Origin of the sequence: Vibrio cincinnatiensis DSM 19608 (assembly GCF_900167345.1) — a bacterium.
Classification (GTDB): Bacteria; Pseudomonadota; Gammaproteobacteria; order Enterobacterales; family Vibrionaceae; genus Vibrio; species Vibrio cincinnatiensis.
In genome coordinates this window covers 34,359-48,478 of record NZ_FUXB01000011.1, presented here as the reverse complement: position 1 = coordinate 48,478, position 14,120 = coordinate 34,359, and the positions used below count along the sequence as shown (strand labels likewise).

General features: G+C 45.8%; 14 protein-coding genes. 6 read left to right on the top strand and 8 right to left on the bottom strand.

Features of this window, described 5'->3' with window-relative positions; all coding sequences use genetic code 11:
* Positions 1-45: 45 nt before the first annotated feature.
* Positions 46-1,059, bottom strand: a complete 1,014-nt coding sequence (gene fbp / locus B5D54_RS11290; protein WP_078926654.1) for a class 1 fructose-bisphosphatase — start codon at positions 1,057-1,059, stop codon at positions 46-48.
* Between the two features lie 262 nt (positions 1,060-1,321).
* Between fbp and mpl the strand changes: the two genes are divergently transcribed.
* The 5 genes from mpl (at position 1,322) to thiQ (ending at position 6,859) form a co-directional block, all read left to right on the top strand.
* A complete protein-coding gene (gene mpl, locus B5D54_RS11285) occupies positions 1,322-2,689 on the top strand; it encodes a UDP-N-acetylmuramate:L-alanyl-gamma-D-glutamyl-meso-diaminopimelate ligase (RefSeq protein WP_078926653.1) in 1,368 nt (455 codons plus the stop codon).
* A gap of 14 nt (positions 2,690-2,703) precedes the next feature.
* On the top strand, positions 2,704-3,336 hold the full coding sequence (locus B5D54_RS11280; protein WP_078926652.1) for a flavin prenyltransferase UbiX: 633 nt from the start codon (positions 2,704-2,706) through the stop codon (positions 3,334-3,336).
* Positions 3,337-3,560: 224 nt separating this feature from the next.
* On the top strand, positions 3,561-4,556 hold the full coding sequence (gene thiB, locus B5D54_RS11275; RefSeq protein ID WP_078926651.1) for a thiamine ABC transporter substrate binding subunit: 996 nt from the start codon (positions 3,561-3,563) through the stop codon (positions 4,554-4,556).
* A gap of 6 nt (positions 4,557-4,562) precedes the next feature.
* Positions 4,563-6,161 carry a thiamine/thiamine pyrophosphate ABC transporter permease ThiP gene (thiP, locus tag B5D54_RS11270; protein WP_078926650.1) on the top strand — a complete coding sequence of 533 codons (1,599 nt, stop codon included), beginning with the start codon at positions 4,563-4,565 and terminating at the stop codon, positions 6,159-6,161.
* Positions 6,155-6,859: a thiamine ABC transporter ATP-binding protein gene (gene thiQ / locus B5D54_RS11265; RefSeq protein ID WP_078926649.1), complete on the top strand. Its 705-nt coding sequence runs from the start codon at positions 6,155-6,157 to the stop codon at positions 6,857-6,859. The genes thiP and thiQ overlap by 7 nt, the downstream gene beginning before the upstream one ends.
* 124 nt (positions 6,860-6,983) lie before the next feature.
* Here the strand turns inward: thiQ and yjgA are convergent, their stop codons facing one another.
* The gene (gene yjgA, locus B5D54_RS11260) at positions 6,984-7,511 is read right to left on the bottom strand and encodes a ribosome biogenesis factor YjgA (protein ID WP_078926648.1); all 528 of its coding nucleotides are present in this window, start codon (positions 7,509-7,511) and stop codon (positions 6,984-6,986) included.
* 109 nt (positions 7,512-7,620) lie between these two features.
* Between yjgA and pmbA the strand changes: the two genes are divergently transcribed.
* Positions 7,621-8,964, top strand: coding sequence for a metalloprotease PmbA (gene pmbA, locus B5D54_RS11255; RefSeq protein WP_078926647.1), 1,344 nt, complete (start codon positions 7,621-7,623; stop codon positions 8,962-8,964).
* Between the two features lie 85 nt (positions 8,965-9,049).
* Here the strand turns inward: pmbA and mgtE are convergent, their stop codons facing one another.
* The 6 genes from mgtE to B5D54_RS11225 form a co-directional block, all read right to left on the bottom strand.
* A complete protein-coding gene (gene mgtE, locus B5D54_RS11250; protein ID WP_078926646.1) occupies positions 9,050-10,405 on the bottom strand; it encodes a magnesium transporter in 1,356 nt (451 codons plus the stop codon).
* 190 nt (positions 10,406-10,595) lie between these two features.
* Positions 10,596-10,877: an HPr family phosphocarrier protein gene (locus tag B5D54_RS11245; protein ID WP_078926645.1), complete on the bottom strand. Its 282-nt coding sequence runs from the start codon at positions 10,875-10,877 to the stop codon at positions 10,596-10,598.
* Positions 10,878-10,885: 8 nt separating this feature from the next.
* Positions 10,886-11,746 carry an RNase adapter RapZ gene (gene rapZ, locus B5D54_RS11240; RefSeq protein ID WP_078926644.1) on the bottom strand — a complete coding sequence of 287 codons (861 nt, stop codon included), beginning with the start codon at positions 11,744-11,746 and terminating at the stop codon, positions 10,886-10,888.
* 8 nt (positions 11,747-11,754) lie between these two features.
* Positions 11,755-12,207 (bottom strand): PTS IIA-like nitrogen regulatory protein PtsN, encoded by a 453-nt coding sequence (gene ptsN / locus B5D54_RS11235; RefSeq protein ID WP_078926643.1) that lies wholly within the window; start codon positions 12,205-12,207, stop codon positions 11,755-11,757.
* 1 nt (position 12,208) lies between these two features.
* The gene (gene hpf / locus B5D54_RS11230) at positions 12,209-12,496 is read right to left on the bottom strand and encodes a ribosome hibernation promoting factor (RefSeq protein ID WP_078926642.1); all 288 of its coding nucleotides are present in this window, start codon (positions 12,494-12,496) and stop codon (positions 12,209-12,211) included.
* Between the two features lie 23 nt (positions 12,497-12,519).
* Positions 12,520-13,983 (bottom strand): RNA polymerase factor sigma-54, encoded by a 1,464-nt coding sequence (locus B5D54_RS11225; protein WP_078926641.1) that lies wholly within the window; start codon positions 13,981-13,983, stop codon positions 12,520-12,522.
* Positions 13,984-14,120: the final 137 nt, after the last annotated feature.

The following is a 14,120-nucleotide window of genomic DNA, read 5'->3' as shown; positions in this document are numbered from 1 at the left end:
GGAATGTTTTAACCATTTGCAGGGATGCAAAATATGGGAATAACGTTATTCATCAGGATGGTTGGCGAGGAAGCTTTCGACTTTCTCAACCATGGCTTTTGATCCAACAAAAAATGGCACTCTTTGGTGCAGTTCGGTTGGTTTGATATCAAGAATACGATGAACACCATCAGAGGCTAAGCCACCTGCTTGTTCAATTAAAAATGCCATCGGGTTACATTCATACAGCAAACGTAATTTCCCATTTGGGTGGCTCTGTGTGCTTGGATAAAGGTAAATACCGCCTTTGAGTAGGTTACGGTGAAAGTCTGCCACCAAAGAACCAATATAGCGTGAGGTATAAGGGCGGTTCTCTTCAGGGACGCTTTCTTGGCAGTATTTGATGTATTTTTTTACACCAGTTGGAAAGCGAATATAGTTTCCTTCGTTAATGGAGTAAATTTTCCCTTGCTCTGGGATACGCATATTTTCATGAGATAAACAGAATGAACCGATAGAAGGGTCGTAAGTAAACCCATTCACCCCATTCCCTGTTGTGTAGACCAGCATGGTTGAAGAGCCGTAGATAACATACCCAGCCGCTACTTGTTTATGACCGGGTTGTAAAAAATCTTCAGCCGTAGGTGGGGCTCCTACAGGGGAAATTCGACGGTAGATGGAAAAGATGGTTCCCACCGAAACATTCACATCGATGTTGGAGGAACCATCTAACGGATCCATAAGTACGACATATTTTGCATTTTGGTTGAGATCTTTATTAAAGGCTACGGCCTCATCTTCTTCTTCACTTGCTACGCCGCAGACTTGATCGCGTGCCTCTAAGGCGGCTTTGAATTTATCATTCGCATAGAGGTCGAGCTTTTGCTGTTCTTCTCCTTGAATATTATCTTTACCTGAAGCACCGGTAATATCTGCTAGTCCCGCTTTATTGATTTCACGGTTAACGATTTTTGCGGCCAAGCGAATAGAAGCAAGCAGAGAGGAAAGTTCACCACTTGCATGGGGGAAGTCATGTTGTTTCTCAACGATAAACTCACCAAGGGTGCGCATCTTTGACATGTAATTTCCTTAACACTTATTGTCATGGGGGGATAATGAACGCGGTGATGGATATGGGTTTGGTATCGGAATTGTATTCACTCGCGCCTAGCGACGATTTTAGGGCTTATATCTTTTTACGAGTAATAAACTAACCGACTGAGATCTCAATTTGGTTGTCGACTATTTTAAAATTACATTACGCTGATTTTCGATACTCGCTTTTATGGCTTGAATCAGGATAATGATCAGTAGAAAACACAGCATTCATGAGGCTAGCTTGATGCACATTCATATTTTGGGGATTTGTGGCACTTTTATGGGCGGCGTGGCGATGTTGGCCCGCCAGCTTGGTCATAAGGTGACGGGCAGTGATGCGAATGTTTACCCCCCGATGAGCACAATGTTACAAACCCAAGGGATCGACATTATTGAAGGGTTTGACCCGGCGCAATTAGATCCCAAACCGGATTTAGTGGTGATAGGCAATGCGATGAGTCGCGGTAATCCTTGTGTGGAATATGTGCTGAATCATAATCTTCGTTATACCTCTGGCCCTCAGTGGTTACATGATTTCTTACTTCAGGACCGGTGGGTACTGGCTGTGGCAGGTACTCATGGTAAAACCACCACATCCAGCATGTTGGCTTGGATTCTTGAACATTGTGGCTATCAGCCCGGTTTTTTGGTGGGCGGGGTATTGGGGAATTTTGGCCTGTCAGCACGATTAGGTGAAAGCATGTTTTTCGTGGTGGAAGCTGATGAATATGACAGTGCTTTTTTTGATAAGCGTTCTAAGTTTGTTCACTACCATCCTCGGACCTTGGTGATGAATAATTTAGAGTTTGATCATGCGGATATCTTTGATGATCTGGAAGCGATCAAGCGACAATTCCACCATTTGGTGCGAACGGTGCCGGGGAATGGACGTTTGTTGCTACCTAAACAAGATGATGCTTTAGCCGATGTTTTAACTCGAGGTTGCTGGAGTGAAACGGAGTTTACGGGTCAACACGGTGAATGGCAGGCCGAAAAGCACAATCCGGAAGGTTCTCGCTTTACGGTTCATTTTCATGGAGAAGCGGTAGGGGATGTCAATTGGGAGCTGATTGGCGACCATAATGTTAATAATGCCCTCATGGCGATTGCCGCGGCGCGACATGTCGGGGTAACGCCTGATTTAGCTTGCCAAGCCTTGGCCAGTTTCATTAATACGAAGCGCCGCTTAGAGCTGAAAGGCCAAGAAAATGGGGTGACGGTTTATGATGATTTCGCTCACCACCCAACGGCGATTGAACTGACCTTAGGTGGGCTACGAAACAAAGTTGGCAAACAGAAAATTATCGCGGTGTTAGAGCCACGTTCTGCAACCATGAAATTAGGGGTACACAAAACCACGTTAGCTGCTTCCTTACAGCAAGCCGATTCGGTTTACCTTTATCAACCGGACAATATTGGGTGGTCAGTGGCTGACGTCGCTAAGCAATGTCAAGCTCCGGCTTATACTTCCGATCAATTGGACGAATTGGTGAGCAAAATTTGTGCAGAAGCGCAGCCCGGCGATCATATTTTAGTGATGAGTAACGGTGGGTTTGGTGGTATTCATAGCAAGCTGTTGGCAACGCTGCGTGAGCACGCTCAGCAAAAATAAAAGGTTGCGATTTCATGGCACAATTAACCAAACAGAAACAAGCCATCACATTGGCTTGGACAGGGGCTTCTGGTGCGCCTTATGGGCTGCGTCTTTTAGAGTGTTTGCTGGCAGCGGATTACACGGTTTACTTACTGATTTCCTCAGCGGCTCGTGTGGTGCTGGCGACCGAGCATGGTTTGCAATTGGCGAGTCAGCCTGATGCGGCCAAGCAGCAATTAGTGGCGTTTTTTGATTGTGACCCTAATCAGTTAGTGGTGTGTGGTAAAGAAGAGTGGTTTTCTCCTGTGGCATCCGGTTCGGCCGCACCAAAACAGATGGTGGTGTGCCCATGCTCGGCGGGGAGTGTCGCTGCCATCGCGCATGGCATGTCAGACAACTTGATTGAGCGTGCTGCCGATGTGGTGATCAAAGAGCGCGGTCAGCTCTTGTTGGTGGTCCGTGAAACGCCATTCTCAACACTGCATTTAGAAAATATGCATAAGTTGTCACAACTGGGGGTCACCATCATGCCGGCTGCGCCGGGATTTTATCATCAGCCAACCTCGATTGAGGACTTGGTTGATTTTATGGTTGCACGTATTTTGGATCACTTAGGTATTGAGCAAGGGCTTGTGCCTCGTTGGGGTTATGATCAACGTCCGTAAGTAGCTTCTTTATTCATTTACTATTACAATCTTCTTCACTCATCGGGGAGCTTACCATTGCGAAAAGTGATGGCGCTGAGATCAAGCCAAGCTTGGGACCCGCATTAGTCACACCTTGTGTGGTTAAACACCTGAACCAGATAATGCTGGCGTAGGAATTGAGCAGAATGAGGCATTTATCCATTCTCTCTCAAGCCTGTGCCGCTCACTAAGGAGCGCAAGCCTTGAATAACCAACTTACTTCTGCTGTTGTTGCTAGCCTATTTTGCTCATCACTGGCATGGGCAGGTAACGAAACCTTAACCGTTTACACTTATGACTCATTTGTGGCGGATTGGGGGCCGGGACCCGCTATTAAACAAGCTTTTGAAGCGCAATGTGATTGTCAGCTTAACTTTGTCGCATTGGATGATGGCGTCTCCATTCTCAACCGCTTACGCCTTGAGGGGCGTAATAGCCAAGCTGATGTCGTATTGGGGTTAGACAATAACTTGATGGCTGAAGCTAACAAAACGGGATTATTGACCGAGCATCAAGTCAATACCTCCGCGATACAGCTACCTAACGGCTGGAGTGATAAGACGTTTATTCCTTATGACTATGGTTATTTTGCTTTTGTCTATAATCGAGAAAAACTGTTAAATCCACCGACTAGCCTACGTGAATTAGTGGAAAAACGCTCCGACATTAAGATTATTTACCAAGATCCACGCACGTCAACACCGGGGCAAGGATTACTGCTGTGGATGAAGTCTGTGTATGGTGATAAAGCCAGTGAGGCATGGAAACAGTTGGCGAATAAGACGGTCACGGTGACAAAAGGCTGGTCTGAGTCCTACTCGATGTTTTTAAAAGGGGAGGCGGATATGGTGCTTTCGTATACTACGTCTCCGGCTTATCATGCGATAGCCGAAAGTGATCAGCGCTATGCCACCGCTGATTTTACAGAAGGACACTATATGCAGATTGAAGTGGCAGCCAAAGTCACCAGTAGCCCAAATCCGGCATTGGCGGATGCCTTTATGCAGTTTATTTTGAGCGATGATTTTCAGTCGGTGATCCCCACCACAAACTGGATGTATCCCGTAACCGACGTTCCTCTTCCTGAAGGCTATACAAATTTATCGATTCCGAGTAAAGCCCTCTCTTTTGCGGATCAAGAAGTCGCTAAACAGCGACGGAGTTGGATTCGTGAATGGCAACATGCTTTAACATTTTAACTGGATATGAAGACAGCAGCCCCGAAATGGGGGATCGTGTTAGCGAGTTTGGTCGCTCTCTTTATTGCTGGCACCCTTGGCGCTCTATTCTGGCATTCTCCTTCATTAGCGTTTGAAGAAATCTGGCGTGATGCCTATTTTCGTCATGTTACTTGGTTTAGTTTTTATCAAGCGTTACTGTCTACCTTGATCAGCGTTGGGTTGGCGATCCCTGTTGCTCATGCTTTGCATCGTCGGCGATTCAAAGGACGAGATCTGCTACTAAAACTGTTTGCCATGACCTTAGTCTTACCCGTGTTGGTTGGGGTGTTTGGCTTATTGGCGATTTATGGTAATAGCGGATTATTGGCCAAGCTGCTTAGCCAGTGGCAACAACCATTACCTTTCTCCATTTATGGTTTAAATGGCATTTTACTGGCCCATGTGTTTTTCAACCTGCCTTATGCCAGCCGCCTTTTGTTGCAAAGTTTAGAAGGCATTCCAGTTGAACAACATAAGTTGTGTGCCCATTTGGGGATGAGCCAATGGCAAAAATTTAAATGGGTTGAGTGGCCTCGCTTACGTCAGCAGCTTCCTCAGGTCGGCAGTTTAGTTTTTATGCTTTGCTTTACTAGCTTTGCCACCGTCATGGCACTGGGGGGCGGGCCGAAATCGACCACGATTGAACTGGCTATCTATCAGGCGATTAAGTTTGAATTTGATTTAGCTACCGGAGCTTTGCTAGCCTTATGGCAAATGGTGTTATGCGCTTTGCTTTATCTTACGATGCAGTGCTTTGCACGCCCATTACCCGCTAGCCAAGGGCATATGGGAGAACTGAATCAATGGGGGCGAGAGACTATCCGTAGCCAGCTTTGGGATGGATTCTGGATTGGAATGGTGCTGCTATTGGTTTTACCCCCTTTGTTGATGGTGATCATCAGTGGGCTGAACGCTCAACTCTTTACTCTATTAGGTCGCCAAGAGTTTTGGTCGGCCGTGATGGCTTCCTTACAGATTGCCAGCTTAGCGGGAAGCATTGCGGTTGCTGTTGGTTGCGTGATTGTGCTGACCAGCCGTCATTGGCGAATACGTTGTCAACCAGCAAAAGCCAATGGTATCGAACTGGTTGGCGCTATTATTCTGGTGACTCCGGGGTTAGTGATTAGTACCGGGCTTTTCTTATTACTTCGACAAGTCATGGATGTTTTTAGTATGGCCTACTGGTTAGTGGTGGCGGTCAATAGCTTAATGGCTCTTCCTTATGTCATCAAAACCTTGGCTCAACCCATGCTACATCTTGAGCAGCGATACCAATTTTTATGTGCCAGCTTAGGTATTCGCGGCTGGGCAAGGATAAGGCTCATTGAATGGCGGGCACTACAAAAACCGTTTGCGCATGCTTTATCAATTAGCTTCTTATTATCGATGGGCGATCTCAGTGCCATCGCATTATTCGGTAGCCAGCAATTGACCACCTTGCCTCTTTATCTCTATCAGTTACTGGGCAGTTATCAGATGCCGGCTGCGGCGGTGGTCTCTTTAGCTTTACTCGTGCTTAGCGTCGGTATTTATTATGGGGTTGAGCGTCTATTTCATCGGCATCACAAAGGTTCGTCATGTTAGTGATTAATCAGCTAACTTATCAGTATCAACAAGCCTGGTTTTCGTTTGATTTACAGGTTGAACGAGGCTGTATTATTGCCTTAATGGGGCCGAGTGGGGCGGGGAAATCGACCCTATTAAGTTTGTTGGCTGGATTTATTGCCCCACAGAGTGGTGACATATGGGTTGATGGCCAGTCCATATTGGCTAAAGCGCCTTATCAGCGTCCTTTCTCTATGCTATTTCAGGAACATAATCTATTTAGTCATTTGTCCGTGAGAGAGAATATTGCACTGGGGCTGCATCCTGGGCTGAAATTGAATGCGCAGCAGAAAAATCAAGTGCAATGGGCGGCCCAGCAAGTCGGTATTGAATCATTTCTTGATCGGTTACCGGAACAGCTTTCAGGTGGGCAGCGACAACGTGTGGCCTTGGCTCGCTGTTTTGTTCAGTCTCATCCTATCTGGTTGTTGGATGAGCCTTTCTCCGCGTTAGATCCGCTGCTGAGAGAAGAAATGTTACAACTCGTGAAATCGCTGGCTCAAGCGCGAAAAATTACGGTGTTGATGGTGACACACCATTTGAATGACGCCAAAACCATTGCCAGCCATTTTGCTTTTATGGATCAAGGGAAAGTGGAAGTCGTCGGAGAGGTTTCTGCCTTGCCTGAGCCACAAAACCATCCTGCTTTTGCCGAGTTTATTCGAGCGGGTAGTTAACGAATTTTCACATTTATGATGAAAAAAGGTTGAGCGATACCTCACCAAGCGAGGTTGAGCACGATCGCTTGGTGTGTATTTGTTGTTGAGCCCAACCCTCAATCATTCCGTACTCAATGATGAATCAGATTGCTTCATCATTGAGTGTTTTGAGCATTTGGAAAATTTCTCGTGAGGCTTTCGGGGCTTTTCCTGCCGTTTTCTCTTTACTTGCTTGACGGGCTAACTGACGTAGCCGCTGACGATCAGCGTTGGGATATTGCTGTATCAATTCTTCAATCGCACTGTCGCCATCGTCTACAATACGATCACGCCACTGTTCTAGCTTATGCAGGACCGCGGTTGACTGCGAATGTTTATTACGCAGTTTATCTAATGCGGCTTGAATCGGCTCCGGATCAATATTGCGCATGACTCGGCCAATGTATTGCAATTGGCGACGACGAGCTTCATTTTTGAAACGCTGAGCATCTTTAATCGCATCCAGCAAATCTTCCGGCATCGGGATTTTTTGTAGTGCTGATGGTTTTAAATCAACCAGCTCTTCCCCGAGCTTTTGCAGCTCAATCATGTCATTTTTCAACTCGGTTTTACTAACCCAGATGATTTCTTCTTCCTCTTCCCAAGGAGCTTTTTGGTTTTTACGCGCCATAGTCTTCACTAATAAGTTATTTATCTTGGCTATTTTAGCAAGAATCGTGGGGAGAAAGCGAAATTCTTGTTATCCTACGAGCATAAAAGCTCAATTAGTTGGATGAGAGATGGATATAAGACAGCAAGTAGCGATGCAGAGCCGTGAATTGGAAGCGGCGGTAGCCAAAGCCCTTGATATGGCGTCAGCTCAAGCTGATGCCGCCGAAGTTGCTATTAGTAAAAGCACTGGACTCAGTGTATCAACTCGGATGTGTGAGGTTGAAAATGTCGAATTTAACAGTGATGGCGCGTTAGGTATTACGGTTTATCGAGGTCAGCGCAAAGGGAGCGCATCCACTTCTGATTTGAGTGAAAAAGCGATTCAGCAAACCGTGCTAGCCGCGTTAGATATTGCTCATTATACTTCTGAAGACCCTTATGCCGGACCCGCACCGAAAGAGTTAATGGTGCAGACTATTCCCGATCTGGATCTGTTTCATCCTGATGAACCGAACCCTGATCGTGCGGCTACGATTGCCATTGCCGCAGAGCGAGAAGCGCTAAACTACAGCAGTAAAATCAAGCAAAGCGACGGTGCCAGTTATGATAGCCATTATGGTGTTAAAGTGTATGGCAACAGCCATGGTTTATTGGCGAGCTATGCGTCTAGCCGTCATAGCATCAGCTGCTGTGTGATTGGTGAAGGGCAAAATGGTGAGATGGAGCGGGACTACAGTTATACCGTTGCACGCCATAGCGATGATTTATGGACCCCAGAACAGGTTGGGCGACAAGCGGCAGAAAAAACCGCCCAACGTTTAGATGCTCAGCAGCTAAAAACAGGGCAGTACCCAGTGATGTTTGCTGCGGATGTGGCGACCGGCTTGATGGGGCATTTAGTCGTGGCGATCAGCGGTGGCAATTTGTACCGAAAATCCTCCTTTTTGCTTGATCATCTTGGACAGCAAATTTTACCTGACTGGTTTAACATCAGTGAGCGCCCCCATATATTGCGTGGTTTGGCTTCCAGCCCATTTGATAGCGAAGGGGTGCAAACCTTAGATCGTGAAATTATTACCAACGGCGTGCTTGAGAGTTACTTACTAACCAGTTATGCCGCTCGTAAAATGAAGATGCAGCCAACTGGCCACGCTGGAGGTATTCATAACTGGTTTGTGAAAAGTAGCGGACAAAATTTTGAACAGTTACTCAAAACGATGGATCGCGGGTTATTGGTGACGGAAGTGATGGGGCAAGGGGTTAATACCGTGACGGGCGACTATTCTCGTGGAGCCTCGGGGTTCTGGATTGAAAATGGACAGATTCAATATCCCGTCTCTGGGGTGACCATTGCTGGAAATTTAAAAACCATGTTTAACCAAATCCTCGCTGTGGGTCATGATGTGGAAACCCGTTCTCAAATCCAAACCGGCTCCATGTTGATTGAATCAATGAAAGTGGCCGGAGAGTAATCCTTGTCGATGTAAGAGTACAAAAAAGCGCTGAATGACTCAGCGCTTTTTATTGGGGAAAACGGCAAGAAGCAAAGCAGAAAAGTTAAATCAATAAGGTCGCTAAGCCTAAGAAAACCGATAATCCAACCACATCCGTGACGGTGGTTAAGGCCATTCCGCCTGCCAGTGCGGGATCAATATTCATCTTTTTGAGAATCACTGGGATAGTGACTCCTGCAACACCCGCAATAAAGAGGTTGGTCATCATTGCGGCAGAAATAATGCCCCCTAACAGCCATTCCCCTTTCCAAACCACTACAATTGCGCCAATGATCAATGCCCAAAGAATACCATTGAGAAAGCCAATCGCCGCTTCTTTTAGCAGAAGTTCCCGTTTGTTACTGTCACCGATATGCCCCAGTGCTAAGCCACGAATGACCAAGGCCACCGTTTGGTTACCGGCTACACCACCCATTGAAGGTACGATGGTCATTAAGATGGCAATCGCGGCCATTTGTTCGAGTGTGGCTTCGAACATATTAGACACTGACGCGGCTGTTAAGGCGGCAAGGACATTAGCCCCTAGCCAAACACTGCGCTTACGTGCTGATTTGACCACTGGGGCAAAGGTATCTTCATCATCATTCATCCCCGCCATACTCATCATTGAGTGTTCGGCATCTTCTCGAATGACGTCAACCACATCATCAATAGTAATACGTCCGACAAGGTGCTGGTTTTCATCAACCACAGGAGCAGAAACCCAGTTACGCCGCTCAAACAGGCTTGCCACGTCAGAGTCTTTGGCATCGACTTTGATCGCTTCATCGGCATCCTCCATCACTTCGCTGACGGGAATATCGGGTTGGGTAGTAATCAAGGTCGATAAGGGTAAGTAACCGATCAACTTACTTTCTGCATCTATCACATATAAAGCATCTGTGGCATAAGGCAGTTGACCTTTCATTCGAAGGTAGCGTAATACCACATCGACATCGACATCACCACGAATCGTGATGACATCGGTATTCATTAATCCACCCGCAGTGTCTTCTGGGTAGGAGAGTGCCATTTCAACGCGTAGCCGCTCTGCCGCATCCATTTGTGACAGCACTTCACGGGATAAGTCATCGGGTAAGCTTCGCAAAACATAGGCAACATCATCACTGTCCATCCCTTCCGTTGCTTCAACCAATGTCTCGGGGGCCATTTTTGATACGAGCGCATCTTTGACATCTTCGTTGAGTTCCTCAAGGATCTCACCGTAGTCTTCAGGATCGGTCAGTTGCCATAGCACATCACGGGCTTTGCGGGGGGAAGCTTCTAACAGATGAGCAATATCTTCCGGTTCCATATCCTGTAATTGACGACGGACATGGACGAATCGGCCATTTTCTAGGGCTTCAGTAATTTCTTGGAGGGTGTTGTGAGCTTGGTCAAACTCAATTTGCTCGGCCATCGCTTCCTCCTAATGCTTGAATTCGGACAATGGGTTGAATAGTAACTTAATTTTTAAGGCAAGTAACCTGAAGATATTTGCTAGAGAAAAGGTTGCTTATTTATTGAGCGCCCTGAAGGCAGAGCCCATTTAATTTTTCTATCATCGCCATTCTGTTTCGCCTTATAGGCGTGATTTTGATAGAAATGAGTTATTCATCTTCATCAAATTTAGCTTCAATCAAATGGCAAACGGCATCAAGTGCAAGATCGGCTTGAGAGCCTTTTGCTAAAATAGTGATCATTTGGCCTTGGGCTGAATCGAGCATCAGTAATCCCATTACACTATCGGCGGTGGCTTGTTTACCCTCTTGGCTTTGGATGGTGATCACTGCATCAAAGGATTGGGCAAGTTCAACGAGCTTGACGGCTGCCCGAGCATGTAGGCCTAATCGATTTTGAATGAATACCGTACGGCTAGCTTGTTGTGGCATATCGAACCTTATGAGTGTTCTTTTTCTAATGAGTGATGGCGAATTTGTACTTGATGACCCAATTGCGAAAAGTATTCACCAATTTGTTGAGTCAGATAGACAGAGCGATGTTTTCCCCCTGTGCAGCCAATCGCAATGGTTAAGTAACTGCGATTGTTTTTTTCCAGCATCGGTAGCCAGTATTCGATGAACTTTTGGATCTGTTGTTTAAGTTCCATCACTTCGCTATGACTTTCTAGGAAAGATTTAATTGGCGCATCCAATCCAGTTAATGGACGTAGATCCGGTTCCCAATGAGGGTTGGGGAGAAAACGAACATCGAAGACATAATCAGCATCGCTAGGTAAGCCATATTTAAATCCGAATGACTGAAACACCATGACGAGATCTTTACGCTCTCGTCCTTCAACACGCATCCGCACCGTTTCACTCAGTTCATGCAGTGATTGGTGGCTGCTATCTAGCAGTAAGTCAGCTTGTTCTTTTAAGGGTTCCAATAAACGTTTTTCACGTTCAATGGCTTGGGCAAGCGTGGGTTTATCTTCATTTAAAGAGAGCGGATGGATACGGCGAGTTTCACTGTAGCGTTTGAGTAAGGTTTCTTTACTGGCATCTAAAAATAACACACTGACGTCGTTATTCTGTTTAAGCTGCGCCAGTACATCTTCAACCAAACTGGGTTCTTTTGGCAGGTTTCGGATGTCGATACTGACCGCGACATTCTGTTTACTGCCTTGTACGGACTGAATGAACGCTTCCAGTAGGCTTACGGGTAAGTTATCCACACAATAGTAGCCCAAGTCTTCTAAGACTCGTAAGGCGACACTTTTACCAGCGCCGGACTGACCACTGACAACAATTAAACGCATCGGAAGACCTATTGAGGTGGGTTAACCATAATGTCGTACAACTCTTGATCGCTTTGTGCGCTACGCAGTTGTTTAAGGGTTTGCTTATCATTGAGGCGTTCTGCCATGCAAGATAAGGTTTTTAAGTGTTCTTTACACTGCTCTTCAGGAACCAGCAAGGCAAAGAGAAGATCGACAGGGCGGTTATCAATGGAGTCAAATTCAATCGGCTCTTCACATTGTACCAATACCGCAACGGCGTGGTCACTGGATGTCATGCGTGCATGAGGAATTGCAATGCCATTCCCTATGCCCGTGCTGCCCATTTTTTCTCGGCTGAGCATACATTCAAACAGTTCAGTGGGATTTTGCCCGGTATGTTGGGCTGCGATTTCACTGATAATTTCCAGCGCGCGTTTTTTGCTAGAACATTGGACTGCACTTTTCGTACAGTCCAATGAAAGTACTTCGCTTAATTGCATGTTAGTGGCTACTTAGCTTTTCTTTATGCTTGTTGAGTTGACGAGTGAGTTTATCCACTAGGCCATCTATTGCTGCGTACATATTATCGTCGTCCGCAGTGGCGTGGATCTCTCCTTGATTAACGTGGAGCGTAGCTTCGGCGATCTGGCGCAATTTTTCAACACGTAAAATCACATGAGTGGTATTTATATGGTCGAAAAAGCGTTCAAGCTTTTGAAATTTCGAATGAACATAGTCTTGCATTGAATCGGTAAGATCAATGTTATGGCCTTGGATATTGATTTGCATAGACTTTCCTTCTCTGTTAGGCCTTATAGCAGGCGTTTCCGCTGACTGGATGGCGCAATAGCCAATGATTCTCGGTATTTAGCAATCGTCCGTCTTGCTACTTGAATCCCTTGATCAGCGAGTAGAGCCGCAATTTTACTATCACTTAATGGTTTTGCCGGATTTTCCGCTGCCACCAGTTTTTTGATTAAAGCGCGAATTGCGGTCGATGAACATTCTCCCCCATTATCGGTACTGACATGGCTTGAGAAAAAGTACTTCAATTCAAAGATGCCACGAGGGGTATGCATGTACTTCTGAGTCGTGACTCGAGAGATGGTGGATTCATGCATTTCTACCGCCTGTGCGACGTCATTAAGGACCATCGGTTTCATGGCTTCTTCACCATATTCGAAGAAATCGTGTTGATGTTCAACTATGCACTTGGCAACTTTGAGCAAAGTCTCGTTTCGACTTTCTAAACTCTTAATTAGCCACTTTGCCTCTTGCAAATTAGAACGAATGTAGTTGCTGTCGGCATTATTGCCACGAGCAAGGCTGGCGTATTGTTGGTTGATTTTTAACCGAGGAACACTATCCGGATTAATACTGACTTGCCATTTCCCACGTTCTTTATAAACGGAAACATCGGGGACGACATATTCGGCATGTTCTTGAGAGATTCTACTGCCAGGTCTTGGATCAAGTTCTTGAATAAGCTGCAGTATTTCACGGAGATCTTCTTCTTTCAGCTTACTCTCTTTGACTATTTGTTTAAAATCACGGTTGCCAAGTAAATCAATGTAGTCTCTGAGCAGCATTTTGGCTTCATTCAGCCAAGGCGTATTTTCTGGATAGGTGGCTAACTGGAGCAATAAGCAGTCTTGTAAGTTAAGTGAAGCCACACCAAGGGGATCAAATTGTTGAATACGTTTTCTTACTGCTTCGACTTCATCCAACTCGACCTCTTCACGGTTAAAGTTATCGAGTAGATCTTCAAGTGTTGTTGTGAGATAGCCATAGTCATCAATGGCATCAATGATCGCATAGGCGATACTCCGATCTGTGTCACTAAATGGGGTTAAGTCAAGTTGCCACAATAGGTAGTCTTGCAGTGTTTGTGTGGTCTCACCTTGGTATACAGGCATATCTTCATCCAGTGCAATGCCTGTACTCCCCGTATTGGCACTGTAGATATCTTCCCAAGTGGTGTCGATCTCCAACTCTGCGCTGATCTCTGATTTTTCAATCAACGATGAGCTATCTTGAGGCTCAGGTTCACTGATATCAGCACTGACCTCGGAATCCTCATTGCGAGATGATGCATTGTCTAGTGTTGGTAACTCGTCAGTGGATTCTTCAACATCCAGTAGAGGGTTTGACTCTAATGCTTCTTGAATTTCTTGTTGAAGATCTAATGTAGACAGTTGCAGTAAGCGTATCGCCTGCTGCAACTGAGGAGTCATCGCTAACTGTTGACCAAGCTTAAGCTGTAATGAGGGTTTCATTCAGTATTAACTACCTTGTTTTAGTGATACCTTGTCTAACATTTATCGTACTGAAGTGATCATTCGGTTTTCTGTGGCCACGCATGGGTGGGACAGTTTTCAGGATTCCTCCATTTATCGCTTTGCTGTTAAGCGAA